This is a genomic window from Streptomyces sp. XY006, assembly GCF_002237655.1.
GTDB lineage: Bacteria > Actinomycetota > Actinomycetes > Streptomycetales > Streptomycetaceae > Streptomyces > Streptomyces levis.
The window spans coordinates 1-24,192 of the sequence record NZ_NOKT01000009.1; the positions used below are offsets into that span (position 1 = coordinate 1).

Below are 24,192 nucleotides of genomic sequence, written 5' to 3' on the forward strand. Positions count from 1 at the left end.
CCAGGCCCGGCCCTTCAAATGGACCAAAACCGCAGACCAGATCATCGACCGCATCTGCCGCTACTGCGACAGGATCTCCGGACCAGGACACTAGGGCCGGGCGTTCACCCGCCCGGAGGGTGCCGTCCCGCTAATGGGGGTCGGCCGCGCGCGGGGACGCGCCGGGGTGGCTGTGATGGCAGCAGGGCATTTCTGCCGTCGCCCGAAGGAGCTCGCTCCATGCGCCGCACCCTCCACGCACTGTCCGCCGCCGCCCTGGCCGGTTCGGCCCTGGCCGGCTTCGCACCGGCCGTGTCCGCCGAACCCGCCGCCGAGGTCGCTCCCGCCACCGTCCACCCAGGGGGCACGGTCACGGTCTCGGTCACCTGTGATCCGACCGGGGGACCGCCGCCCGGGAGCATCGACGCCACCTCGCAGGCCTTCGAGGAGGGCACCGTGGCGTTGCACAAGGTCACCGGCAACGACGACGAGCTGTCCGGGCCCGCCTACCGCGGCACGGCCCTCATCGCCTCCGCCGAGAACTTCGAGGGCGATCCGGACGCCCTCGGCCAGGACTCCGCGTGGACCGTCGACGGCACCTGCCCGGCCCCGCCCGGCGGCGAGGGCAAGCCCTGGAGCGCGACCTTCACCGTCGCCCACGGCACGGGCCCCCACCCGCCGTCCCACCGTCCGACCCACAAGCCGTCGCACCACCCCTGTCCGTCGCACCACCGGGAACCGCACCCCACGGCGTGTGGCGAGGCACCCGTCCAGCGCGGCGTACGGGCCGGTGACGGCGGGGCCTTCACCGACTCCGTACCGGCCCTGGTCGCGGGCGGGGTGCTGATCGCGGGCGCGTGCGGCGCCGCCGTGCACCGCCTGCGCAACCGCGAGACCGGCACACACCACTGACCCCTGACCCACTGACGCCCGACCCACCGGCGGTGCCACTGATCCACCGGCGATACCCCTGACCGACCGGCGGTACCACTGACCCACCGCCGGTACCACCGACCCACCGGCGCACACCGTCGACCCCGGGCGTGCGCGTCCGGCGCCGGCGCGTACCGCGGCACCGCACGCCCCCCGCTTCCCCGGCCCGGCCCGCTCATGCTGTGACCGTCGCAACCCGGCCGGGGCCCATGGGACACCTGCGCCCTGGGTACTCAAGGGCCGAGGGCACGAGCCGCACCGTACGGACCACCGGGCAGCGGACGGCGCAGGCGCCGAGGGCGACACGACACGGCGGCACGAGTCACTGCGGAGGTACCGATGCTGCGGACGGACCCGGAAGGCCACGGCCCGGTCCGGTTCGGGCCGCCGCTCCCCGAGGACGGCCTGCCCGTCCTGCCGGAACTGTCCGCGGTGCTGGCCGCGGCGGCCTCCCGCGGCGGCCAGGAACCGGTCGGCGGCGGCCCCGCCCTCAGAGAGGCCGCCTGCGGCTACTGGGCCCGGCGCGGACTGCACTGCGACCCCGGCCGGGTCGCCGCCGCCCCCGGCGCGCCCGCCCTGCTCCTCGCCCTGACCGCGGCCCTCGGCGGCGACGTCCTCGTGCCGCGCCCCTGCGCCGCCTGGTGGGCGCCGTACGCACGCCTGCTGGGGCGCCCCGCCTTCCATGTGCCGACCCCGCCGGAGAGCGGCGGCGTCCCCGACCCGTACGCCCTGCTGGAGACCGTGCGCCGGGTGCGCGCCGAGGGCGGCGATCCGCGGCTGCTGGTGCTGTCCGTCGCCGACGACCCCACGGCCACCGTCGCCCCTCCCGAGCTGCTGCACGAGACCGTCGAGGCCGCCCAGGGAGAGGGCCTGCACCTGGTCAGCGACGAGACCTGGCGGGACACCCTGCACGATCCGCACGACACCGTGCTGCTCAGCCCCGCCGAGATGCTGCCCGACCGGGTCACCGTCGTCTCGGACCTGGCCGGGGCCCTGCTCCCGCCCGGCTGGCCGGCCGCCGTGGCCCGCTTCCCGGCCGGCGACGACGCCTACGGCCTGCACGCGCGCGTGCTGGACGTCCTCACGGCCCTGGACGGGCGGGTCGCCGCCCCGGTCGCCGCGGCCGCCGGATACGCCCTCGCCGAACCGGAACCGGTCACCGCACGCGTGCGTGCCGCCGTGCGTCTGCACGCACACCTGGCCGCCGCAGCGCACGCCGCGGTGGTCGCCGCCGGCGCCCTCGCCCGGCCCCCGCGCTCCGGCCGCCACCTGTACGCCGACCTGAGCCCGCTGCGCCCGGCCCTCGCCGCGCACGGCGTGGGCGACGCCCAGGAACTGGAGGACTTCCTCGGCGCCCGGCTCGGCATGCCCGCGCCGGGTGGCCACCGCTTCGGCGACGGTCTCGAAGCCCCGCGCGTGCGGCTCTCCACAGCCGCGCTGATGGCCGGCTCCGACAGCGAACGCGCGGAATGCCTCACCTCGCCCACGCCGTTGGAACTGCCGCACGTGCAACGCGCGTTGATCCATCTGCAGTCGGTCTTCGACGATCTCCGCGACGACGCCCAGCGAGGGGAGCCTCAGCGATGACGCAGCAGTCCGAGTCGACCACCACCACGACCACCGGCCCGGCCGGCCCGGAAGCCGACGCCCCGGCCCTCCCGTCTCCCCTGGCTGCCCCGTACCCGCCGCTGGCCGCACCCCGGCCGCTGGCCGAGCACCGGGTGTGGCCGCGCACCTTCCACGACCGGCTGACCGCCCCGCTGCCCGGACTGAAGGCCATGGCCCGCTTCGCCCGCGAAGGCGCCGTGAGACCCGGCCCCGAAGGCCTGGCCGACATCCCGCGCCTGCCCTACGCCCCGGCCCCGCTGCCCCGCGTCGACGCCCGCACGGTCGCGGTCACCTGGGCGGGACACGCCAGTTGGGTGCTGCGCATCGGCGGGCTCACGGTCCTCACCGACCCGGTCTGGTCCCGCCGCATCCTGGGCACCCCGGCCCGCATCACACCCGTCGGCGTCCCCTGGGAGGACCTGCCGCGCGTCGACGCCGTCGTCATCAGCCACAACCACTACGACCACCTGGACGCCCCCACCCTGCGCCGACTCCCGCGCGACACGCCCGTGTTCGTCCCGGCCGGGCTCGCCCGCTGGTTCCACCGCCGCCGCTTCACCCGCGTCACGGAGCTCGACTGGTGGGAGGCGGCCGAACTGGACGGCGTCCGCTTCGACTTCGTCCCGTCCCACCACTGGTCCAAGCGCACCCTCACCGACACCTGCCACAGCCTCTGGGGCGGCTGGGTCCTCACCGACCGGGACGGCCAACGCGTCTACTTCGCGGGCGACACGGGCTACGGCCACTGGTTCTCCCGCATCGGCCGCCGCTACCCCGGCATCGACCTCGCGCTCCTGCCCATCGGCGCCTACGACCCCCGCTGGTGGCTCAGCGACGTCCACTGCGACCCGGAGGAAGCCGTCCGGGCCGCCCAGGACCTGGGAGCGGCCAGGATGGCCCCCATGCACTGGGCGACGTTCGTCCTGTCGGCCGAGCCGGTGCTGGAGCCCCTCACCCGCGTACGGGCGGCCTGGGAGAAGACGGGCCTGCCCCGCGAGAACCTGTGGGACATGCCGGTGGGCGCTTCGAGGGTGCTGTAGGGGAGCCCTACCGCACTCGCCGCACCACACTCGGCACCACACTGATCAGCACGGTCAGCCCGATCGCCGCCACGACTCCCTGCCACGGCTCGGGGAACAGCGACCCACCGAGAATCCCGATCAGCTGATACGTCACGGCCCAGGCCAGACAGGCCGGGAAGTTCCCGCGCGAGAACCGCCGCAGCGGCCACTTCGCCAGCAGACACGCCAGCATCACCGGGATCCGCCCGGCGGGCACCAGCCGGGACAGCACCAGCACGGCGACCCCGTGCGAGGCCAGCTTCTCCTGCGCCTGCTCCAGCCGGTCCTCCGGCGCCCGGGCCCGCAGCGCCTCCAGCCACCGCGACCCGTTCTTCGACTTCAGCCCGCGCCGCCCCAGCCAGTACAGCGCCGCGTCCCCGAGGAACGCGCCCAGCGACGCCGTCACGAACACCATCGCCAGCGAGAACGGGGCCGTCTGGTGGAAGGCCACCACCGCGGCCGAACTCACCAGCGCCCCCGTCGGGATCACCGGCACCAGCGCCCCGGCCAGCACCAGCAGGAAGAGCGTCGGATACCCGATCGCCTGCTGCGTCGACTCCGGCAGCACGGACGCCGGTGTGACGGCCGGAGCGGCGAGCAGGGGCAGCCCGGCCAGTGCCGCGGGCGCGGACCACGTCACCGCGCCGCCTCCAGCCGCACGCTCTCGCCGTGCCCGAGCCGGTGCACCGCCGCCCCGGGCGCGTGCCGGGCCGCCAGCCGGACGAACTCGTCCCCCGGCGTGTGGAACTCGTGCGGGCGCACGGCGTCCATCCCGATCGGCCAGTACGTGCCGTAGTGCACCGGCACCGCACTGCGCGCCCCCAGGCGCGCCAGCGCCTGGGCCGCCCGGCCCGCGTCCAGGTGCCCCTCGCCCAGGTACGGCCCCCAGCCGCCCACCGGCAGCAGCGCCACCTCGACCGGTCCGACCTCCTTGGCCATCTCGTCGAACAGGCCCGTGTCCCCGGCGAAGTACGTGCGGGCCTCGCCGGATATGACGTAGCCGAGGGCGGGGGAGCGGTGCGGTCCGAGCGGCAGCCGCCGCCCGTCGTGCCGCGCCGGAACGGCCCGTACGACGACGTCGCCGACCGCCGTCTCGTCGCCCGGCGCCACCTCGCTGACCCGCAGATGCGCGAGCCGGCGCAGCGCGGGCACCGCCCGGCGCGCGCCCCGGGGCACGAGCAGGCGCGTGCCCGGCGCGAGCCGCATCAGCGACGGCACGTGCAGGTGATCCGCGTGCAGATGCGACACCAGCGCGACATCCGCGTGGTGGGCGCCGGGGGGCGGCAGGGCCCCGCGCCGGCGCCGCAGGTGCGCGAGCCGGCGCGCGAACAACGGGTCGGTGAGCACGCGCACGTTCGAGTCCTGCACGGTGCAAGTGGCGTGACCCCACCAGGTGATCTCCACCGGCACTTCTTTGCCTCCTTCGCGCGACTCCCCGAAGCCTACGTGCAGGAGTAGGGTCGGCGGCGAAACCGGAGGTGAGGGGGGACGCCATGGTGCCGGTGCGGGTCACGGCGATCGCGAGCCTGACGCCGCTGGAGGAACTGGACCAGGACCCGTTCCTGGTCGACTCCCGCAGCCAGCACGCGATGTGCGCCCGCTGGGCCGCCGAGCGGGGCTACACGGTCAACCGCGAGTTGCTGGTCCGCGGACTGCGGCCCGACCACGGCGCCCTGTGGGACGGCGTCCGGCCCGGCCTCGACCTGTTCGTGGCGCCCAGCCGGCGGGTCCTGGAGAGCGCCCTCGCCTCCGTCGAGGAGTTCACCGCGGAGTGCGCGCGGCGCGGCGTCCGGGTCGAGACGGTGGGCCACGCGGAACCGGCGTACGACGCGGCGATGAAGGCGTGCGTGCACCGCCGGCTGTCGATGCCGACGGCCGGGTACGACGGCCGCTGAAGTCCCCGGCGAGGGGTATGAGCCGGGGACGAAGGAGTCCTCCCGGGCGTTGTGACAGGGTGGGGGAGGGCCCGTGGACGGCGGCGGGCCGGGACGTGAGGTGGCTGGGCGTGCGGGGCGTGTGGTGGCGGCGGGCCGCCAGTCAGGTCGGGCGGAGCGTCGCGGTGTGGGCGGTCTCCACCGTCACCATGCTCGTGCTCGCCGGGATCCTGCCGGACTTCCGGCTCCGCTCGGCGGACGGCGACAGCGCCACCGACATCGCCGTCACGGCCGCGTTCGGCGCCGGCGCCTTCGGTGTCCTGTCGGCCGTGGTGTGGCCCCTGCTCGTCCGGCTGCTGCTCCTGGTGCCGGCGCTCGTGCTGGGCCTGCTGGTGTTCTTCCTGAACGGGGCGCTGCTGCTGCTCGCCCTGAACCTCAACCCCGCCGAGCGCGGCGCCGCCGCCCCGGAGACGGCCGTCGTGGTCGCCGCGGTGATGTCGGCCGTCGCGTCGGCGACCGGCGCCGCCCTGGCCGTCCGCGACGACGACGCCTACCGCCGCCGGCTGTACCGCCTCTCCGACCGCCGCCGCCGCTCCGGACCGCCCTGCCCGCCGAGCCCGGGCACCGTCTTCCTGCAACTGGACGGCGTCGGCCACGACACGCTGCTCGACGCGGTCGGCGAGGGCCTGATGCCCACCGTCGCCCGCTGGCTCGACCCGGGCCCCGGCGGCCGACCCAGCCACCGGCTCACGCCCTGGCGCACCGACTGGTCCAGCCAGACCGGCGCCAGCCAGCTCGGCATCCTGCACGGCAGCAACCACGACGTCCCCGCCTTCCGCTGGTACGAGAAGGACACCCGAGAGGTCGTCGTCTGCAACCGCCCGACCAGCGCCGCCGAACTCCAGCGCCGCGCCGTCGCCCACGCCGGGCACGGCGGCCTGCTCACCGTCGACGGCGCCAGCCGCGGCAACCTCTTCAGCGGCGGAGCCGACGAACAGGCCCTGGTGCTGTCCATCGCCACCCGCCGCCGCAGCCGCGAGAACCGCTCCCGCGACGGCTACTTCGCCTACTTCTCCGACCCGGCCAACGCCGTGCGCACGGCCCTGTCCTTCCTCGCCGAGGTCGGCCGGGAGATCGGCCAGTCCACCCGGGCCCGTCTGCACAAGCAGCGCCCGCGCGTCTCCCGCGGCGGCCTCTACCCGCTCGTCCGCGCCTTCGCCACCGTCGTCGAGCGGGACGTCGTCGTCGCCGCCGTCACCGGCGACATGCTCGCCGGACGCACCGCCGTCTACGCCGACCTGGTGGCCTACGACGAGGTCGCCCACCACTCCGGCCCGGCGAGCCGCGACGCCCGGAAGGTCCTCCAGCGCCTCGACCGCTGCCTCGCGCTGATCGAGAACGTCGCCGAGCACGCCCCGCGCCCGTACCGGATCGTCGTGCTGTCCGACCACGGCCAGAGCCCCGGCGAGACCTTCCGCTCCCGCTACGGCCTCACCCTCGGCGACCTGGTCCGGGCGGGCTGCGGACTGCCCGTGCCGCGCCGCGCCGAACGCACCCGCAGCGGGGCGGAGGCCCGCGCCGCCGTCCGTGCCGCGCTGCGCATCCCCGTCGAGGAGGCGGGCGAGCGCCACCGGCCCGGGCGCCGCGAGGAACCGATCGTGCTGGCCTCCGGCAACCTCGGCCTGGTCTCCTTCCCGGACGTCGGCCACCGGATGAGCAAGGAGGAGATCGACGCCCGCCACCCCGCGCTGCTGCCGACCCTCGCCAACCACCCCGGCATCGGCTTCCTTCTGGTCCGCAGCGAGGAGCACGGCGGGGTCGTCCTGGGCGCGTACGGGGCCGAGATCCCGCTGGCCGACCTCGACGACAACCCGGGCCCGCTCGCCGCGTTCGGCCCGGGCGCCGCCGACGCGGTACGCCGTACGCACTCCTTCCCGCACGCCGCCGACATCATGGTCAACTCCTTCCACGACCCCGCCGACGGCGAAGTCCTCGCCTTCGAGGAGCAGATCGGCTCCCACGGCGGACTCGGCGGCGCCCAGGGCAGGCCGTTCCTGCTGTCGCCGCTCGCGCTGTCCACGCCCGTCGAGGAGGAGGCGGCGGAACTCGTCGGCGCCGAGCGGGTGCACCGGGTGCTGCGGCGCTGGCTGCGCGAGTCGAACGGACCGCAGGTGCCGCTGGAGACCGGGGAGCAGGAGCGCGCCGCCTGAAAATCGGCTGCGCCGCACGGACCGTACGCCCACACTGTCCGTACGGACGCCGCACACCTGCGCGTCCTTCTCGAACACCCCCAAGGAGTCGCTGCTTTGCAGGCAGCCGTCACGGTCACGCCCGCCCGCATCCCCGACCTGCTGCTCGGCCTCGCCACGGTCCGGCCGGTCTTCATCTGGGGCGCCCCCGGCATCGGGAAGTCCTCCCTCGTGCGCAGCTTCGCCGAGTCGCTGGGCCTCGAATGCGTGAGCCTGCTGGGCACCCAGCTCGCCCCCGAGGACCTGATGGGCGTCCCGCAGATCCGCGACGGACGCTCGGTGTTCTGCCCGCCCGAGGCCATCGCCCGCGACGAGCCGTACTGCCTGTTCCTCGACGAGCTCAACGCGGCCACGCCGGACGTGCAGAAGGCCTTCTACTCGCTGATCCTGGACCGCCGGATCGGCACCTACGAACTGCCCAAGGGCTCGATCGTGATCGGCGCCGGCAACCGCGCCACCGACAACGCGCTCGCCCGGCCCATCGCCTCCGCGCTGGTCAACCGGCTCACCCACGTTCACCTGGAGGCCTCCGCCAAGGACTGGCTGACCTGGGCCGGCGAGAACGGCATCCACCCGTGGATCGTGGACCACCTCACCGACCGGCCCGACCACCTGTGGTCCAAGCCGCCGAAGACGGAGGAGCCGTTCTCCACGCCCCGCTCCTGGCACATGCTCTCCGACGCCCTGCACTCCTTCGGCCGGGACCTCGACGAGGAGACGCTGCGGATCCTCGCCCACGGCACGCTCACGCCCGCCCACGCGCAGGCCTTCTGCGGCTACGTCAAGATCGTGCGGAGCCGGTACGGGATCGAGGCCATCATCAAGGGCGACGCCCGCTGGCCGAACCGCCCGGAGGACCGCGACCTGCTGTACTACCTCGCCGACTCCTTCCGCGGACGTCTGGTCAAGGACCTGCCCGTCAGCAAGGAGCACATGTCGGCGAACGGCCGGCAGACCGCCTACCGCGCCAAGTCGCTGCTGGTGCAGCTCGCCGAGATCTCCGTCGAGGTCGCCCAGACCGTCATCGCCTCCGACGCCGACGGCAACCCCGTGCTGCCCTCCTGGTTCCTCGTCGAGGCGGCACGGGACATGCCCCGGCTGGTGGAGGCACGCCGGTGAGCCGCGGCGCCGGCAAGGACCGGCGCAAGAAGAAGCGGGACCTCGCCGGGGAGGCGTTCGCCGAGGGCATGCGGCTGCTGCGGACCAACCCGGCCCTCGCGGCCGTGGAGTTCGACGTCTGCCGCCAGGAGGAGTGCCGCTTCGCGCCCCGCGACGGTCTCGTCGCCGTCGACTCCGACGGCGACCTGCACGTCCACCCGGACCGGCTCGCCGAGCCCGCCGCCTGGGCCTGGGCGCTCGCCCACGCCGTCCTCCACCTCGGCTTCGGACACGTCCCCGCGGTCAAGGGCGAGCGCGTCCAGCCCGACCGCTTCGACCTCGCCGCCCGGTGCGTCGTCGTCAACCGCTTCCTGCTCGGCTTCACCGTCGGCGAGACCCCCGAGCACCTGCCCGCCTCCTACCCGGACGGCGACGAGGAGCAGCTCGCCGCCCGCTGGCGGCGCGACGGACTGCCCCCGGTGTACGAGCGCTGCGGCACGGCGGGCGACGAGCCCGACCAGATCCTGGTGCCGTGGGTGGGCTGGTCCCGGCCGCCCGACTGGCAACTGGCCTTCGCCACCGCCCTGACCCGGACCGTGTCCGCCGCGATGGACATGGCCGGCGGCCGCCGCGCCGGCCTGGACGACGAGGCGCCCGCACAGCGCCCCTGGCAGCGGGCGCTGAGCTGGTTCATCTCGTCCTACCCGCTGCTCGGCGGGCTCGCGTCCGGCATGAAGCTGGTCGCCGACGCCGAACTCGCCCGTGCCCACGGCATCGCCGTCGCCGCGGTCGACGCCGCGGCGGGCGAGATCTACATCAACCCGCTGCGCGGCTTCGACGACGAGGAGTGGCGGTTCGTCCTCGCCCACGAGATGCTGCACGCCGCCCTGCGCCACGGCGACCGCTGCGGCACCCGCGACCCCTACCTCTTCAACGTCGCCTGCGACTACGTCGTCAACGGCTGGCTGACCGAGATGGAGGTCGGCACCATGCCCGAGGGCCTGCTGTACGACCCGGGGCTCGCGGGGCTCTCCGTCGAGGAGGTCTACGACCGCATCGCCGGCGACCTGCGTCGCGGACGCCGCCTGGCCACCCTGCGCGGCAAGGGCGTGGGGGACATCCTCGGCGGCCCGCTCGGCTCGCCCCGCGACTACGTCGACCTCGACGCGTTCTACCGGCGCGGCCTCGCCCAGGGTCTGGACCTGCACCAGCGCCAGGAGCGCGGCTTCCTGCCCGGCGGGCTGGTCGAGGAGATCCGGGCGCTGAGCCATCCGCCGCTGCCCTGGGACGCGCGCCTGGCCCGCTGGTTCGACGAGTTCGTGCCCCGCCCCGAACCCGTCCGCTCCTACGCCCGCCCCTCGCGGCGCCAGGCGTCCACGCCCGACATCCCGCGCGCCGGGCGGTGGTTCCCGCCCGAGGAGGTCGCCCGCTGCACCTTCGGCGTGGTCCTGGACACCTCCGGCTCGATGGACCGCGTCCTGCTCGGCAAGGCGCTGGGCGCGATCGCCTCCTACGCCGAGGCGCGGGACGTCCCCGCCGCCCGGGTCGTGTTCTGCGACGCCGCGCCGCACGACGCGGGGTACCTGCCGGTGACGGAGATCGCGGGCCGGGTGCGGGTGCACGGGCGTGGCGGCACCGTGCTGCAGCCCGGCGTGGACCTGCTGCACCGCGCGGACGACTTCCCGCCCGGCGCGCCCGTGCTGATCATCACCGACGGCTGGTGCGACACCCTGCGGGTGCGGCGGGAGCACGCGTACCTGATCCCGGCCGGGGCGCGGCTGCCGTTCAGTGCCAGAGGGCCGGTCTTCCGCGTGAGTTGAGCGGGAGTGTGATCGGATGGGGGCCGGGAACCCCGATTGACCGGGTTCCGGATACTCATCGAAAGGATGCGTCATGGCAGCCACGCGCTCCGCCCACACCGTGTGGGAAGGCAACCTCTTCAAGGGCAACGGTGTCGTCACCTTCGACTCCTCGGGCATCCTCACCGAGCAGCCGGTCTCCTGGGCGGCCCGTACGGAGGAGCCGGGCGGGAAGACCAGCCCGGAGGAGCTGATCGCCGCGGCCCACTCCAGCTGCTTCTCGATGGCCTTCTCCAACATCCTCGACAAGGCCGGCACCCCGCCGACCAAGCTGGTGACCTCCGCGGACGTCACCTTCCAGCCGGGTGAGGGCATCACCGGAATCCACCTCACCGTCGAGGGCACCGTCCCCGGCATCGACGAGGCGGCCTTCCTCGCCGCGGCGGAAGAAGCCAAGGTCGGCTGCCCGGTAAGCCAGGCCCTCAAGGCAACCCCGATCACCCTGACGGCGAAGCTGGCCTGACGCTGCGTGTCGCCGGCCGGGGCGCAGGCCTCGTGTTCGGGCGAGACGCGGGCCTCGCGCCCGGGCGGGATGCGGGTCTGGTGTCTGGACGGGGCGTGGGCCTCGTCACCGGATGCGACGCGGCCTCGCACCCGGGCCGGATGCGGGCCTCGCGCCCGGACGGGGCGTGGAAACCCCGCATCGGGATGCGACCCGGGTCTCCCACCCGGGCGGGGCGCGGGCATCGTGTCCAAAGGGATGCGGCCCCGCACTCGGTCGGGACGCCCGTCCCGCACACGAATCCGACGCGCGCCCGCGTCTGACGTCAGCTGGGTGCGCGCCTGAGGTCGCGCGGGCCCACCCGCCGGGGTGCGGCCCGCGTGACGCCGCAGGGGGCCCGCGCCGGTGTCGTCCGCGTGAGCGCGTCGGCCTGCCCCGGGGGACCGGCGGGAGGACGTGCGTCCGCCGGGGCGTCGGCCACCCGCCAGGGGCCCGGCCCCGGCCACGGCGGCCCCGGCCCTGACCACGACCCCGGCCCCGGCCACGCCCGTGGCCCTGGCCTAGGCTCCGACCCGGCCCTGGCCCTGGCCACCGCCCTGGCGCTGGTCCCGGCCCCTGGGGCTTCTCGCGGTCCGCTCGGCAGGCGTCGGGGCGGCGGGTGTCGGTTCGTCCTCTGGCGCTGGGGTAATAACCAGTCGCTTTGTCGGTGATCGGTCGGAGGGAACGCGATGTTGCCGGGAGCGTCCACCAGCGCGGCCGTGCTCGACTCCGGCAGTCGGGAGCGGACCCGGGTGCTGTTGCTGTTCAGCCTCACCGGCCGCATGCGCCCCCGGGACACCGCCCTCGGCGCCCTCGTCGACCGCTACGACTACGGCCGCTTCGCCTCCCACCTGCTGACCAGCCAGGACGTGCTGCCCGTGCCGGTCCTGGACGAACACGTGGCGCCCGGGCGGCTGCGGCTGCCGCACGGCGACCACGGCCTCGGCCTCGCGTCCCTGCGGATCCTCGTCGTCACCACCCCGCGCGGTGACGCCACCCTCGTCCTGGACTGCGTCTTCGCCGGCGAGACCTCGGCCGGCGACCTCGCCGCCTGGCTGGCCACCACCTGCTTCGACCGCGAGCGCATCGAACTCGACGACCGCCCGCTCCTGCACGCCCTCGCCGCCCCGCTCGGCGGCCGCACACCCGCCCTCGGCCGGAACGTGCACCAACTCGTCTTCCCCGGCGGCCGCTTACAGCATGAACTGCTCGGCGCCGACGCCGCCCGCAGGGCCGTCCTGCTCAACGAGATCGTCTACCGCGGCAGGATGCCGTGGAACCCCGCCGCCCCCCACGACACGAGCCTCGCCCCGCACCCGCGCAACCACGGCCTCACCCTCTCCGCCCTCGGCCGCGGCGTCTCCGTCCAGGCCGGCTGGGCCCCGCACGTCGAGAACGGCCTGGCCCTCGTCGCGATCGGCATGATCTCCGCCCTGGCCGTGCTCCAGCGCACCCGCCTGGCGGCCTTCGCCATGATGAAGGCCAACGAGCGCACCCCGGCCGACTCGCCCACCGAGATCCGCTCCCTGATCTCCCGCCTGTCCGCGGGCGTCAACGAACTCCAGCTGGACCTCGCCTTCGGCGTCGAGGCCTACGTCGACAGCCTGCTGATCCCCGAGATGATCACCGAGGCCTTCCAGTCCTCCCTGGGCGAGGCCCTCGGCATCCGCGACAGCCTGGAGAACTCGGCCCGCATGGTCGAGCGCCTCACCTCCGTGATCAGCGCACGCTCCGCCGCCCTGGACGCCGCACTCGCCGAGCGCGACGACCGCCGCGACCGCACGGTCTCCGGCCTGGTCGCCGCCGCCACGCTGATCGCCCTGCCGCCCACGCTGCTGCTGGCGTTCTTCGGCGTCAACGGCACCAACGTGGACGAGCACCGCTCCATCCTCGACCTGCGCGCCTACGGAACGGCCTACGCGCTGGCCTGGCTGCCCTTCGTCGCCCTCGTCCTGACCGGCTGGATCCTGCTCAGACGGGTCCGGGCCGGCTCCGGCCGGCTGCTGCCCGCCCCCGACGACGACCTCGCCCCCGTCCCGCCCCCGCGCGCGCCCTCCCGGAGCCCCCGCCCATGACGCCACACCCCGCGGTCTCCGCCCACCGGGGCGGTTCCGAGCGCGCCCGCGCCGCCACCCGGGAGGCGTACCAGGACGCGCTGGAGTCCGGCGCGGAGTACGCCGAGTTCGACATCCGCCGCACGGGCGACGGCGTCCTCGTCGTCTACCACGACCCCCGGGTCGGCCCCGCCGGGCCGCCGCTGTCCGCGCTCACCCACGCCGAGCTGAGCGAGCGGGCCGGGTACGACGTGCCCGTGGTGGACGACGTCATGGCGCTGATCGCCGGGAAGCTGGTGGCGCACCTGGACCTGAAGGAGGCGGGCTACGAACGCGAGGTGATCGACCGGGCGGTCGGCCTGCTGGGGGAGGACGGCCTCGTCGTGACGACCCTGGAGGACCGTTCCGTGGCCGCCGTCACCCGCTCCCACCCCCGGGTGCGCACCGCCCTGTCCCTGGGCCGGGACCGCGGCGAGCTGGCCCTGGCCCGGCTGCCCGGGACCCGCCTGAGCGAACTGTTCCCGGCCCGCCGGATCCGGGCCTGCGGCGCCCAGGGCGTCGCCGTGCACCACCGTCTGGCCAGGGCGAACGTGCTGCGCGAGGCGAGCCGGCGCGGCCTGTTCACCATGGTGTGGACGGTCAACGACGACACCCTCATACGCGCCCTCCTCGCCCACCCGCGCGTCGACGTCCTCGTCACCGACCTGCCCCGGCGCGCCGTCGCACTGCGCGACCCGGTCACCCCCATGCGGCATTGACAACAGCCCACTCAAGTTTTGTGCTGGACAGTGTGAGGAGTGCCCTGGCGCAAGCGGAAGGGGACAGCGATGGGACGTGCGGTCGGGATCGACCTCGGAACCACGAACTCGGTGGTCGCCGTGCTGGAGGGCGGTGAGCCCACGGTCATCGCCAACGCGGAGGGAGCCAGGACCACGCCCTCGGTGGTGGCGTTCGCCAAGAACGGCGAGGTGCTGGTCGGCGAGGTCGCCAAGCGGCAGGCCGTGACGAACGTGGAGCGCACCGCCCGCTCGGTGAAGCGGTACATGGGCGACGCGCACTGGCGCTTCCCCGAGCAGGGCGACATCGACGGCACCCGCTACCGCGCGCAGGAACTGTCCGCGCGGGTGCTGCAGAAGCTGAAGCGGGACGCCGAGTCCTACCTCGGCGAGGACGTCACCGACGCGGTGATCACCGTCCCCGCCTACTTCGACGACTCCCAGCGGCAGGCGACCAAGGAGGCCGGTGAGATCGCGGGCCTGAAGGTCCTGCGGATCATCAACGAGCCGACGTCCGCCGCCCTGGCCTACGGCCTGGACAAGGAGAACGACCAGACGGTCCTCGTCTTCGACCTCGGCGGCGGCACCTTCGACGTCTCGCTGCTGGAGATGGGGGAGGGCGTCATCGAGGTGAAGGCCACCAACGGCGACACGCACCTCGGCGGCGACGACTGGGACCAGCGGATCGTCGAGTACCTGATCAAACGCTTCAAGGGGCAGTACGGCGTCGACCTCGCCAAGGACAAGATGGCCGTGCAGCGCCTGCGCGAGGGCGCGGAGAAGGCCAAGATCGAACTGTCCAGCTCCACCGAGACCACGATCAACCTGCCCTACATCACGGCCTCCGCCGAGGGGCCGCTGCACCTGGACGAGAAGCTGACCCGGGCCCAGTTCCAGGAGCTCACCCAGGATCTTCTGGACCGCTGCAAGACGCCCTTCCACCAGGCGGTCGAGGACGCCGGGGTGAAGCTCTCGGCGATCGACCACGTGATCCTGGTCGGCGGCTCCACACGGATGCCCGCGGTGACGGACCTCGTGAAGGAACTCACCGGCAAGGACCCCCACAAGGGCGTCAACCCCGACGAGGTCGTGGCCGTCGGGGCCGCGCTCCAGGCGGGCGTCCTGCGCGGCGACGTCAAGGACGTCCTGCTGCTCGACGTCACCCCGCTGTCCCTGGGCATCGAGACCAAGGGCGGCATCATGACGAAGCTGATCGAGCGCAACACCACGATCCCCACCCGGCGTTCGGAGATCTTCACCACCGCCGCCGACAACCAGCCCTCGGTCGGCATCCAGGTCTACCAGGGCGAACGCGAGATCGCCGCCTACAACAAGAAGCTCGGCGTCTTCGACCTGACGGGCCTGCCGCCGGCCCCGCGCGGCGTTCCGCAGATCGAGGTCGCCTTCGACATCGACGCCAACGGCATCATGCACGTCTCCGCCAAGGACATGGCCACCGGACGCGAACAGAAGATGACCGTCACCGGCGGCTCGGCCCTGCCCAAGGACGACATCGACCGCATGATGCGCGAGGCCGAGCAGTACGCCGAGGAGGACCGCAAGCGCCGCGAGGCCGCCGAGACACGCAACCAGGCCGAGCAACTCGTCTACCAGACCGAGAAGTTCCTGCGCGACAACACCGACCGGATCCCGGACGGCACCCGGTCGGAGGTCGAGTCCGCCGTCACGGACGTCAAGGCGCTGCTCGACCAGCAGGCGGACACCGCCGCCCTGCGCACCGGCGTCGAGAAACTGGCCTCGGTCAGCCAGCGGATGGGCCAGGCGATGTACGCCCAGGCCCAGACCGGCGCCGAACAGTCCCCCACGGACGACACCGCCCGCTCCGCACCGCAGGACGACGAGGGCGTGGTCGACGCGGAGATCGTCGACGACGAGAAGGACCGGCGGGACGAGAGGGGCGGGGCGGCCTAGGCCGGGCCCCGCCCCTCCCCGTCAGCGGAACGCGGCGACGTTGCGGCGGGCCCACTCGGCGAACGGGCGGGGCGCGCGGCCGAGGACCCGCTCCACGTCGGGGCTGACCCGCTGCTCCGCGGGCGTGGGCTCGCCGAGGATCGCCAGGGTCGTCTCGACCACGGGCCCGGGCATGAAGCGCAGCATCTCGGCCCGGGCCTCCTCGGGCCCCTGTTCCACGAAGCGCACCGGCTCGCCGAGTGCCTCGCCCAGGTCACGGGCGCGGTGCCGGGGCGTGCTCGGGGCGGGACCGGTCAACTCGTAGGTCCGTCCCGCGTGTCCGGGCTCGCGCAGGGCCACGGCGGCGACCGCGGCGATGTCCTCCGGGTCGACGACCGGCAGGCCGACGTCGCCGAACGGCGCGACGACGGCCCGCTGCGCCCGTACGGATGCGGCCCAGGCGAGCGCGTTGGAGGCGAAGCCGCCGGGACGCAGGATCACCCAGTCCAGCCCCGACCCCCTGACCGCGTCCTCGATGGCACGCCCGACGCCGCCGTGCGAGGGCGACTCCGGCCGGGTCGCGACCCCCTGGGAGGACAGCAGCACCACGCGCTCGACCCCGCCGGCCTTGGCGGCGTCGAGGATGTGCCCGGGGTCCAGCCGGTGCGCGTCGGCTCCGCCGTTCTGCAGGAACAGCGCGTCGGCGCCGTCGAGAACCGGCCGGAGCGTGTCCGCGTCCGTGAGGTCCGCCCTCCGGTGCAGGACACCCCCCGGCACGTCCGCGGCGGAGATCCCCCGCGAGGTGGCGGACACCCGCTCGCCGTCCGCCGCCAGGATCCGTACGAGCGACCGGCCCGCGTTCCCCGTCGCCCCCGTCACCACGATCATGAGCAACTCCCTTGCCTTGTGGCGTTGTTGTCGTTGCCCGGGACGCTAACACCGTTGGTATAGTAGGTACCTACAGGAAAGTGGCTGCCCTGGAGGGAAGCGAATGGCGGGGGACACGCGGAGCCGTACCGGACCGGTGGCCACGGAAGCGGAGCTGGCCTGCCCCATCGCCCCGGTCGTGGACATCGTCTTCAGCCGGTGGACCACCCCGATCCTGTGGACGCTCCACACGCACGGCCGGCAGCGCTTCGTCGAGCTGGAACGGCGCATCGGCTCCATCACGCCGAAGGTGCTCACCCAGCGGCTCCGGCAACTGGAGCGGGACGGCCTGGTCGTCCGCACGTACCACCCGGAGGTGCCCCCGAGGGTCGAGTACGAGATCAGCGGGCTCGGCCGCAGCCTCGCGCCGCTCTTCGCCCACCTCGCCGAATGGGCGGACACCCACCTGGACGACGTCGAGCGGGCCCGGCGGGTCTACGACGGCGGGGCCTAGCGTCCCGGCGCGGCGGGCGGCAGGGTCACGCAGACCGCGTCGAGGACCGTCGCGTACGGCGTGCCGAAGTCGGTGAGCCGGGAGCGGAGCAGGTCGAGACCGTCGCGGTGGTCCGCCAGCAGCTGGGTGTCACCGGTGCGGGCCGCGCACTCCAGGACCGCCGGCAGGAAGTCCGGCGGTTCCTCGCCGGTCGTCTCCAGGCCGTGCGAGCGGTACAGCTCCTCGGAGGGCGTCGGGGCCGCCTCGCGCCACGCGCTGAGGTACAGGCTGTGCTCCGGCTCCGCCTCGAACACCTCGACGTAGTGCGCCGCCAGCTCGCGCGGCGGGGTGAGTGCCGCGTGGTCGGCGAACTCCCGCAGCGGCGGGGCGGCTTCGCGCAGCAGCGGCAGCCGGGCGCGGAAGTCGTCGTCGGGGAACATCAGGCACAGCGCTGCCGCCTGGTACAGCACCTCGAATCCGGGCATCGGACCTCCTTCGCGTGCGCCCCGCGATGCCGACGCTAGGTGCGGGCCGGGGGGCCCACCCGTCGGCGGGGTCCGTACGGGTCAGAGCGGAGCCCCGCCCGGGCGAGACCGGACGGCCACCGCCCCGGCGCGCACGGCCCGCGCAAGCCGGCGGCTCAGTAGCGGTCGCGGTACTCCCGCAGCAGTTCCCCAGTGCGCTGGGCCGAGCCGGACCGGGCCGTCATGTGGTCCAGGACCTCCAGGTGCGCCGAGACCTCCTTGCGGGAGTCGAGGTACAGCGCCCCGGTCAGATACTCGGTGAACACCATGTCGGGCAGTTCCGGCTCGGCGAAGCGGAACAGCGAGAACGGGGCGTACGTGCCCGGATGGGGGCCGTCGTCGAACTCGGCGACCTGGAGCGTGACGCGGTCCCGCGCGGCGTACTCCAGCAGCTTGTCCAGCTGCTCACGCATGACCCGGCCGTCGGCGCTCACCGGACGGCGCAGCACCGTCTCGTCCATGATCACCCACAGGTGCGGCGGGTCGGGGCGCTCCAGCAGCCGCTGCCGCTCCATCCGCAGCGCCACGTGCCGCTCGACCGCCTCGGGGCCGGCGTTCGCGATGGTGCCCGACTCCAGCACGGCCCGCGCGTACCCCTCGGTCTGCAGCAGGCCCGGCACGAAGTGCGGCTCGTAGCAGCGGATGATCCGGGCCGCGCCCTCCAGGCTCACGTACAGGCTGAACCACTCGGGCAGCACATCGTGGAACCGCTGCCACCAGCCGGGCCGGTTCGCCTCCTCGGCCAGCTCGACGAACGCGGTCACCTCGTCCTCGGCCACCCCGTACGCGGTCAGCAGGATCTGCACGTACGGGATCTTCAGCGCGACGTCGGCGGTCTCCATCCGCCGCACGGTCGCCGGGGCGACGCGCAGCACCCGCGCGGCCTCGTCACGACTGAGGCCCGCCGCCTCGCGCAGTTCCTGCAGCCGCTTGCCCAGCACCACCTGGCCCACGGTGGGTGCGGCCCGCCGTTCACTCACGCCACGCCTCCCCAACGTGCCACGTCCGCGATCAGTGTGGCACGCCCGGCCGCCCGCCTCACAGGCCTGACGGCGAGGAGATCGCGCGGAAGGGGGGCGCACGGGCATTACCCCGCGGGTAATCGACCGCCCGGCGCCCGGACGGGATCGTGAAGGCACCGCAACCGACGGAGGATGATGCCCATGTCCGCGACCCAGCTCGCCGCGCTCGCCCGGACCGCCGAGCCGCAGTCCATGCTGCGCCGCTTCCTGGCCCTGGACGCCGTCGTCACCGGCGCCAACGCGCTCGCCTACCTCGCCCTGTCCGGCCCGCTGGGACGCTTCCTCGGGGCCGACGCCACGCTGCTGCTCGCGCTGGGCGCCTTCCTCGCCGTCTACGCGGCCGGCGTGGGCCTGCTGGCCGCCCGCCGCAGGCCCCCGTCGCTCGGCGTGCGGGCGGTCGTCGAGGCCAACCTCGCCTGGACGGCGCTGAGCCTCGTGGCCCTGGCGCTGTGGCTCTCGCCGAGCACCGCGGGCGCCGTGTGGACCGTGCTCCAGGCACTGACGGTGGCCGGCTTCGCCGCACTCCAGCACATTGCGCTGAAAGCCCGTCAGGAGATGGCGGCCTGAAGGTACTTGGCCGTCGCCGGGTCGGCCGGGAGCAGGGTCTCGACGGCCAGCTCGGCGACGGTCACGTCCATCGGCGTGTTGAACGTGGAGATCGAGGAGATGAACGACAGCGTCCGCCCCTCGTGCTCGATCCGCAGCGGCAGCGCGAAGTACGGCACCGGCTCCGCGGGCTCGCCGGCCGGATCCTCGTCCGGCACCGGATACGCCGCCACCTCCTCGTACAGCGCCCGCAGCGGCTCCGAGCGGTGCAGCGCGATCTGCCGTTCCATCTGCTCCAGCAGATGCCCGCGCCAGGCCCGCAGATTCCGGATCCGGGGCGCGAGACCCTCCGGGTGCAGCGCCAGCCGCATCGCGTTCAGCGGCGCCTCCAGCAGGGCCGGCGCGACACCGTCGACCAGCGCCATGATCCCCCGGTTGGCCGCCACCACGTCGTAGCGCGCGTCCACCACCAGCGCCGGATACGGCTCGTACCCGCCGATCAGCCGCTCGATGCCCTCGCGCAGCGCCCCCAGCGCCGGGTCGTCCAGCGGGGTCTCCGGGTAGCGCGGGGCGTAACCGGCCGCCAGCAGCAGCGCGTTGCGCTCCCGCACGGGGACGTCCAGGTGCTCGGCCAGCCGCAGCACCATCTCCTCGCTGGGCCGGGACCGGCCCGTCTCGACGAAGCTGATGTGACGGGCCGAGGAGTCCGCGCGCAGGGCCAGCTCCAGCTGGCTGACCCGCCGCTGCTCCCGCCAGGCCCGCAGCAGGGGGCCCACGCCCTGCTGCGCGGTGGACGGGTGAGTGGTCATGCCGGGACCGTAGCCGAGAACCGGCCGCCGCGGACAGGGCGTGGTGCTCTGACCAGGGCCTGCGGCGGTGCGCTGTGGCAGGCTGAGAGGCGACGAGGACACCCGCAGCGAGAGAAGGAGCACCCGCCCATGCCCGTCGAACCGCTGTCGCAGAAGGAGATCGAGGACCGGCTGGCCGAACTGCCGGGCTGGACGCTCGACGGGGACCGCCTCACCCGTTCCTACCGGCTCGGCTCGCACTTCGCCGCGACGGCCATGGTCGTGCACGTCGCCCAGGTCCAGGAGGAACTGGACCACCACTCCGACCTCACCCTGGGCTACAACACCGTCTCCCTGTCCGTGCACACGCACAGCGCGGGCGGCGCCGTCACCGAGAAGGACTTCGAGCTCGCCCGCAGGGTGGAGGACCTGGCCCCCGGACACGGGGCACACTGACCGCGTGCTCGACTACGACAAGGAAGCGGAGCGGTACGACGCCTCCCGCGGCGGCGAACCCCGGGCGGCCGCCGCCGCTGACGCGGTGCTCGGTCTCGTACCGGAGCGGACGCGCGACCTGCTCGACGTCGCCTGCGGCACCGGCATCGTGACCCGCCGGCTCGCGGCCGCGCGCGCCGGCATGCGGGTGATCGGCGTCGACCTCACCCCGGCGATGGCCCGGCAGGCCGCCGCCCGGCTGCCCGGCGCCGTCGTCCGCGCCGACGGCCGCCGACTGCCCTTCCGGGACGGGGAGTTCGATGCCGTCTGCACGGTGTGGTTGCTGCACCTGGCCGACGGGCCCGCCGATGTCCGGGCCGTCGTCGGCGAGTGCGCCCGGGTGCTGCGCCCCGGCGGGGTGTACGTCACGACGGTGGACAAGGCCGCCGCCCACAACGTGGGAAGTGACATCGATGTCGTCCTGTCCACCCGGCCGCCCAGCCCGGTCCGCGACGCGGCGGCGGACGTCGAGGCCCACGCCGCCGCCCACGGCCTGGTCCCGGCCGGGCGGGCCCGGTTCACCGGACACGGCCAGGGCCGCAGCCCGCGCCGCACGATCGCCGACCTGCGCCGGGGCTGGTTCATGACCCTGCCGCCCGGCGGGCCCCTCGCCGAGGAGTACGCCGGGCGGCTCGCGCGACTGCCCGACCAGGACCGGCCGCGCCCCGACCCGGTGTTCAGCCTGCGGGCGTTCCGCAAGCCCGGGTGAAGCCCATGGCCCGGTTGGTCACCGTGGCCCGGTTGGTCACCGTGGCCCGGTTGGTCAGCCGGGTCGTTCCCCCGTCCCGGGAGAACGCCTGCTCCCAGCGGGCCGTCGTCGCGGAGACGCCCGACCGGACGAACCGCACCCGGACGTCCTGGCCGGGGGACGCGGGCCGGAGAACGAAGCGCGTCCCCCGAGGCGCGGTCAGGTCACGGTGCAGTTCTGGTCGCCCAGCCGGAATGCCGTCGGTTTCGTGTTGGTGCCCGAGCGGCTCGCCGTGAAGCCGAAGCTCACCGACGAACCCTTGGCCACCGTGCCGTTCCAGCCGGTGTTCCTCGCCGTGACCGCCGTGCCCGACTGCGCCGCCTCCGCGTTCCACGCCTGGGCCAGCCGCTGGCCGTCCGCGAAGGACCAGGTCAGGGACCAGCCCGTCCAGGGAGCCGAGCCGGTGTTGGTGAGCCGTATCTCGCCCTGGAAGCCGTCCGGCCACTGGTTCGTCACCGTGTACGTCACCGCGCAGCCGCCGGTGGGCGCCGGGCCGGGACCCGGGTCCGTCGTGCCGCCGTCGGAGGAGTCGCCGTAGATCACGCCCCGGCCGTTCGTGGAGACGTACACACGGCCGTAGACCCGCGGGTCGCCGGTGATCGCCGCGCCCGTCCAGCCCCACTGGTGGGCGTCGTCGTTGACGCGGGTCCAGCTCGCGCCCTGGTCCGTGGAGCGGAAGATGCCGCGCACCCCGCCGATCTTCGCGCTGGTGTAGAGGGTCTGGTAGGAGGCGCCGGGCGCGGCCTTGCCGAAGCCGACGGTGTCGGCCTGCTCGACGTTCGGGAGCTTGGAGAAGCTCACCCCGCCGTCCGTGGAGTGCCACAGGCCGTACGCGCCGTCCGGCGCGCCGCCCGCCAGCCACACGTCGCCCTTCCCGCCGGGCAGCGCCTTGAAGCGGACGCTGTCGCCGCCGGGCAGCCCGGTGGCCGGGGACTTCCTGAACGTCGCCCCGCCGTCCGTACTGAGGTAGAACGTCCCGGACTTGAAGCCGTAGAAGGTCTTCGCGTCGACCCGGTCCGACTCGACGATCGCCCCGGCGGGAATCCCGGCGGAGGCCTGCCACGACGTGCCGAAGCCCGACGCGTGATGGACACCGGCCCCCTCCGGACTCCACACGAACCGGGTGCCGTCGGCCGCCGCCGCGACCGTGCCGCCGCCGCTCACGCCCGACGGGTCGGTCCCGCCGGACCAGTTGGCCCCGTTGTCCGTCGAGAACGCGATGTGCGGGCCCGAGTCCAGGTTGCCCACGCGGACCACGGTGTCCGGGTTCGACTCCGCGAAGTCCAGGCTCGTGGTCGTCGTGAAGTTCGGCTGGGTGAACATCATCGACGGGACCTTCGTCAGGTCCGTGTGGCGGAAGCCGCCGACGTCACCGAGCGCGCTCAGCAGCGGGGCTCCGGACGGGGGAGAGGCGAGGTCGTTGACCGCCGTCTCCTCCAGGCCCCGCACCATCGGCTTGACCGTGAACGTGCCACCGCCGTCCCAGTTCCCGAGGTTCTCCGTGCCGTAGATCGTCGCGCCCGTCCCGTACATCATGCGGTCCGAGTCGAACGGGTCGATCTCCAGCGCCTCGGTCATCCAGCCGAGCTTCGGCGTCTGCTCGGGCGGCTGCGGATGCGCGCCCCAGGTCAGCCATGGCGAGGACGAGACATCCATGGTGTAGCGGTTCTCGCGGTTCGGGTACGACGTGTAGTCCCACGCCTTCGTCCAGGTCGCGCCGCTGTCCGTGGAGCGGAAGATCTGCGTGTCCGGCCACCACGCGCTGTACGCGGTCGCCATCACCGTGCCCGGCTTCTGCCGGTCGACGGTCAGCCCGCTGAAGCCGTGGAAGGTGTCGGCCTCCGCCACCGGGCTGATGTCCGTCCAGGTGCCCGTCGCCGTCGCGTACCGCCACAACCGGCCCTTGCCGCCGTCGTACGGGCCGCCCTTGTCGCTGTACGCGAGATACAGGTGGCCGTTCTCCGCGTCCAGCACGCCCTTGTGGGCGAGGTAGCCGGTCGGCTGACCCGCGAGCCGGTGCCAGGTCGCGCCCGCGTCCGTCGACCGGTACACCGCGTTGTCCTGGTCGGCGACCCCGACGTAGATCGTCTTCGTGGCGCTGCCGGCCGTGCCCGTGGACTCGTCGAAGGTGACCCAGACGATGCCCTGGTTGTCGGACGCGTAGCCGGAGGTGTCGCTGGGATCCTGCACGTAGTTCCCGGCGTTGGGGAAGTTCGCCACCTGCGACCAGGTCACCCCCGAGTCCGTCGACCGCCACAGCCCCTTGCCGCTGGGCGCGCCCAGGTACAGCACGCTGTTGCGGTGCGGATCGACGGCCAGCCGCTCGCCCATGCCCCGCCCCGGCATGTTGCCGCCCAGCTTGAACGGCAGGTTCGTCTTCTGCCAGCTCGCGCCCCGGTTCGAGGAGCGCATGACCGCGCCGTTCTTCGGATCCCAGCCGTTGGTGTACGTCCCGACCGCCGCGTAGACCCGGTCCGGGTCGACGGAGTCGGACGCGATGCTGACGACGCCCGTGTGCCCCCAGTCGTCCCAGCCGACGGAGTCCAGCAGCGGCGTCCAGGACTTCGAGGACTCCTGCCACCGGTAGGCGCCGCCGATGTCGGTGCGGGCATAGGCCAGGTTCTTCTCGGAGCGGTTGAAGACGATCCCGGGGACGAAGCCGCCCCCGTCGATCCGGGCGTTCCTCCAGATGTAGGTGTCGGCGGCGAGCCTAGGCGCCGGCCGGTCGGCGGCCAGGGCGGTCGGGCTGCCCGACAGCAGCCCGGCGGCCAGCGCGAGCACGGCCGTGAGGACACGGGTTCTTCGCACGGTGGGGTTCCTTCCGGT

23 protein-coding genes are annotated in these 24,192 nt (G+C 74.0%); 15 read left to right on the forward strand and 8 right to left on the reverse strand.

The features are described 5' to 3' along the window. Positions 1-219 precede the first annotated feature (219 nt). The 3 genes from CHR28_RS12245 to CHR28_RS12255 all read left to right on the forward strand — a co-directional run bounded on the left by CHR28_RS12245 (position 220) and on the right by CHR28_RS12255 (position 3,560). Positions 220-891 (forward strand): hypothetical protein, encoded by a 672-nt coding sequence (locus tag CHR28_RS12245; protein WP_094053605.1) that lies wholly within the window; start codon positions 220-222, stop codon positions 889-891. Between the two features lie 360 nt (positions 892-1,251). After that, positions 1,252-2,499 (forward strand): aminotransferase class I/II-fold pyridoxal phosphate-dependent enzyme, encoded by a 1,248-nt coding sequence (locus CHR28_RS12250; RefSeq protein WP_094053606.1) that lies wholly within the window; start codon positions 1,252-1,254, stop codon positions 2,497-2,499. Next, entirely contained in the window at positions 2,496-3,560 is a 1,065-nt protein-coding gene (locus CHR28_RS12255; RefSeq protein ID WP_094053607.1) for an MBL fold metallo-hydrolase, read from the forward strand. Before CHR28_RS12250 ends, CHR28_RS12255 begins: the two co-directional genes overlap by 4 nt. A 7-nt stretch (positions 3,561-3,567) precedes the next feature. Here CHR28_RS12255 and CHR28_RS12260 read toward each other — a convergent pair whose 3' ends face one another. Together CHR28_RS12260 and CHR28_RS12265 are read right to left on the reverse strand one after the other, a co-directional pair. Further along, positions 3,568-4,188, reverse strand: a complete 621-nt coding sequence (locus CHR28_RS12260; RefSeq protein ID WP_373453346.1) for a DedA family protein — start codon at positions 4,186-4,188, stop codon at positions 3,568-3,570. 29 nt (positions 4,189-4,217) lie between these two features. Further along, positions 4,218-4,991: an MBL fold metallo-hydrolase gene (locus CHR28_RS12265; protein ID WP_094053609.1), complete on the reverse strand. Its 774-nt coding sequence runs from the start codon at positions 4,989-4,991 to the stop codon at positions 4,218-4,220. Between the two features lie 83 nt (positions 4,992-5,074). On the opposite strand from CHR28_RS12265, the gene CHR28_RS12270 reads away from it, so the two are divergent. The 8 genes from CHR28_RS12270 (at position 5,075) to dnaK (ending at position 15,904) form a co-directional block, all read left to right on the forward strand. Then, entirely contained in the window at positions 5,075-5,476 is a 402-nt protein-coding gene (locus CHR28_RS12270) for a hypothetical protein (protein ID WP_094053610.1), read from the forward strand. Between the two features lie 110 nt (positions 5,477-5,586). Further along, the gene (locus CHR28_RS12275) at positions 5,587-7,665 is read left to right on the forward strand and encodes a phage holin family protein (RefSeq protein WP_179272409.1); all 2,079 of its coding nucleotides are present in this window, start codon (positions 5,587-5,589) and stop codon (positions 7,663-7,665) included. 96 nt (positions 7,666-7,761) lie between these two features. Next, positions 7,762-8,823: an ATP-binding protein gene (locus CHR28_RS12280; RefSeq protein ID WP_094053611.1), complete on the forward strand. Its 1,062-nt coding sequence runs from the start codon at positions 7,762-7,764 to the stop codon at positions 8,821-8,823. A 68-nt stretch (positions 8,824-8,891) separates the two neighbouring features. Beyond that, entirely contained in the window at positions 8,892-10,622 is a 1,731-nt protein-coding gene (locus tag CHR28_RS12285; RefSeq protein ID WP_373453347.1) for a vWA domain-containing protein, read from the forward strand. A 73-nt stretch (positions 10,623-10,695) separates the two neighbouring features. Next, the gene (locus CHR28_RS12290; protein ID WP_094053613.1) at positions 10,696-11,124 is read left to right on the forward strand and encodes an OsmC family peroxiredoxin; all 429 of its coding nucleotides are present in this window, start codon (positions 10,696-10,698) and stop codon (positions 11,122-11,124) included. A gap of 707 nt (positions 11,125-11,831) precedes the next feature. Next, positions 11,832-13,217 (forward strand): hypothetical protein, encoded by a 1,386-nt coding sequence (locus CHR28_RS12295; RefSeq protein ID WP_094053614.1) that lies wholly within the window; start codon positions 11,832-11,834, stop codon positions 13,215-13,217. Continuing rightward, the gene (locus CHR28_RS12300; RefSeq protein WP_094053615.1) at positions 13,214-13,954 is read left to right on the forward strand and encodes a glycerophosphodiester phosphodiesterase family protein; all 741 of its coding nucleotides are present in this window, start codon (positions 13,214-13,216) and stop codon (positions 13,952-13,954) included. The genes CHR28_RS12295 and CHR28_RS12300 overlap by 4 nt, the downstream gene beginning before the upstream one ends. Positions 13,955-14,023: 69 nt before the next feature. Continuing rightward, on the forward strand, positions 14,024-15,904 hold the full coding sequence (dnaK, locus tag CHR28_RS12305; RefSeq protein WP_094053616.1) for a molecular chaperone DnaK: 1,881 nt from the start codon (positions 14,024-14,026) through the stop codon (positions 15,902-15,904). 21 nt (positions 15,905-15,925) lie between these two features. Here the strand turns inward: dnaK and CHR28_RS12310 are convergent, their stop codons facing one another. After that, positions 15,926-16,771 carry an NAD(P)H-binding protein gene (locus tag CHR28_RS12310; protein ID WP_094053617.1) on the reverse strand — a complete coding sequence of 282 codons (846 nt, stop codon included), beginning with the start codon at positions 16,769-16,771 and terminating at the stop codon, positions 15,926-15,928. Positions 16,772-16,874: 103 nt separating this feature from the next. On the opposite strand from CHR28_RS12310, the gene CHR28_RS12315 reads away from it, so the two are divergent. Further along, positions 16,875-17,264, forward strand: coding sequence for a winged helix-turn-helix transcriptional regulator (locus CHR28_RS12315; protein ID WP_094053618.1), 390 nt, complete (start codon positions 16,875-16,877; stop codon positions 17,262-17,264). Here the strand turns inward: CHR28_RS12315 and CHR28_RS12320 are convergent. After that, entirely contained in the window at positions 17,261-17,728 is a 468-nt protein-coding gene (locus CHR28_RS12320) for a nitrate reductase molybdenum cofactor assembly chaperone (protein ID WP_094053619.1), read from the reverse strand. The genes CHR28_RS12315 and CHR28_RS12320 overlap by 4 nt on opposite strands. 155 nt (positions 17,729-17,883) lie before the next feature. Beyond that, the gene (locus CHR28_RS12325; RefSeq protein ID WP_094053620.1) at positions 17,884-18,747 is read right to left on the reverse strand and encodes a helix-turn-helix domain-containing protein; all 864 of its coding nucleotides are present in this window, start codon (positions 18,745-18,747) and stop codon (positions 17,884-17,886) included. 183 nt (positions 18,748-18,930) lie between these two features. Between CHR28_RS12325 and CHR28_RS12330 the strand changes: the two genes are divergently transcribed. Next, positions 18,931-19,356, forward strand: a complete 426-nt coding sequence (locus CHR28_RS12330; protein WP_094053621.1) for a hypothetical protein — start codon at positions 18,931-18,933, stop codon at positions 19,354-19,356. On the opposite strand, the gene CHR28_RS12335 is transcribed toward CHR28_RS12330, so the two are convergent. Then, a complete protein-coding gene (locus tag CHR28_RS12335) occupies positions 19,338-20,144 on the reverse strand; it encodes a helix-turn-helix domain-containing protein (RefSeq protein ID WP_094053622.1) in 807 nt (268 codons plus the stop codon). The genes CHR28_RS12330 and CHR28_RS12335 overlap by 19 nt on opposite strands. Positions 20,145-20,273: 129 nt before the next feature. On the opposite strand from CHR28_RS12335, the gene CHR28_RS12340 reads away from it, so the two are divergent. Then, positions 20,274-20,579 carry a 4a-hydroxytetrahydrobiopterin dehydratase gene (locus CHR28_RS12340; protein WP_094053623.1) on the forward strand — a complete coding sequence of 102 codons (306 nt, stop codon included), beginning with the start codon at positions 20,274-20,276 and terminating at the stop codon, positions 20,577-20,579. 4 nt (positions 20,580-20,583) lie between these two features. Beyond that, complete coding sequence (locus CHR28_RS12345) at positions 20,584-21,327, forward strand: class I SAM-dependent methyltransferase (RefSeq protein ID WP_094053624.1); 744 nt, start codon at positions 20,584-20,586, stop codon at positions 21,325-21,327. Here the strand turns inward: CHR28_RS12345 and CHR28_RS12350 are convergent. Together CHR28_RS12350 and CHR28_RS12355 are read right to left on the reverse strand one after the other, a co-directional pair. Then, positions 21,296-21,466, reverse strand: coding sequence for a hypothetical protein (locus CHR28_RS12350; RefSeq protein WP_306437564.1), 171 nt, complete (start codon positions 21,464-21,466; stop codon positions 21,296-21,298). The genes CHR28_RS12345 and CHR28_RS12350 overlap by 32 nt on opposite strands. A gap of 59 nt (positions 21,467-21,525) precedes the next feature. Then, the gene (locus CHR28_RS12355) at positions 21,526-24,174 is read right to left on the reverse strand and encodes a cellulose binding domain-containing protein (RefSeq protein WP_094053625.1); all 2,649 of its coding nucleotides are present in this window, start codon (positions 24,172-24,174) and stop codon (positions 21,526-21,528) included. Between the last annotated feature and the right edge of the window lie 18 nt (positions 24,175-24,192).

What these genes read in the sequence shown, in the direction of transcription:
- CHR28_RS12245 (WP_094053605.1), top strand. Translation starts at nt 220, where the DNA reads ATGCGCCGCACCCTCCACGCACTGTCCGCCGCCGCCCTGGCCGGTTCG.
- CHR28_RS12250 (WP_094053606.1), top strand. Translation starts at nt 1,252, where the DNA reads ATGCTGCGGACGGACCCGGAAGGCCACGGCCCGGTCCGGTTCGGGCCG.
- CHR28_RS12255 (WP_094053607.1), top strand. Translation starts at nt 2,496, where the DNA reads ATGACGCAGCAGTCCGAGTCGACCACCACCACGACCACCGGCCCGGCC.
- CHR28_RS12270 (WP_094053610.1), top strand. Translation starts at nt 5,075, where the DNA reads ATGGTGCCGGTGCGGGTCACGGCGATCGCGAGCCTGACGCCGCTGGAG.
- CHR28_RS12285 (WP_373453347.1), top strand. Translation starts at nt 8,892, where the DNA reads ATGCGGCTGCTGCGGACCAACCCGGCCCTCGCGGCCGTGGAGTTCGAC.
- CHR28_RS12290 (WP_094053613.1), top strand. Translation starts at nt 10,696, where the DNA reads ATGGCAGCCACGCGCTCCGCCCACACCGTGTGGGAAGGCAACCTCTTC.
- CHR28_RS12295 (WP_094053614.1), top strand. Translation starts at nt 11,832, where the DNA reads ATGTTGCCGGGAGCGTCCACCAGCGCGGCCGTGCTCGACTCCGGCAGT.
- CHR28_RS12300 (WP_094053615.1), top strand. Translation starts at nt 13,214, where the DNA reads ATGACGCCACACCCCGCGGTCTCCGCCCACCGGGGCGGTTCCGAGCGC.
- dnaK (WP_094053616.1), top strand. Translation starts at nt 14,024, where the DNA reads ATGGGACGTGCGGTCGGGATCGACCTCGGAACCACGAACTCGGTGGTC.
- CHR28_RS12310 (WP_094053617.1), bottom strand. Translation starts at nt 16,771, where the DNA reads ATGATCGTGGTGACGGGGGCGACGGGGAACGCGGGCCGGTCGCTCGTA.
- CHR28_RS12315 (WP_094053618.1), top strand. Translation starts at nt 16,875, where the DNA reads ATGGCGGGGGACACGCGGAGCCGTACCGGACCGGTGGCCACGGAAGCG.
- CHR28_RS12320 (WP_094053619.1), bottom strand. Translation starts at nt 17,728, where the DNA reads ATGCCCGGATTCGAGGTGCTGTACCAGGCGGCAGCGCTGTGCCTGATG.
- CHR28_RS12330 (WP_094053621.1), top strand. Translation starts at nt 18,931, where the DNA reads ATGTCCGCGACCCAGCTCGCCGCGCTCGCCCGGACCGCCGAGCCGCAG.
- CHR28_RS12335 (WP_094053622.1), bottom strand. Translation starts at nt 20,144, where the DNA reads ATGACCACTCACCCGTCCACCGCGCAGCAGGGCGTGGGCCCCCTGCTG.
- CHR28_RS12340 (WP_094053623.1), top strand. Translation starts at nt 20,274, where the DNA reads ATGCCCGTCGAACCGCTGTCGCAGAAGGAGATCGAGGACCGGCTGGCC.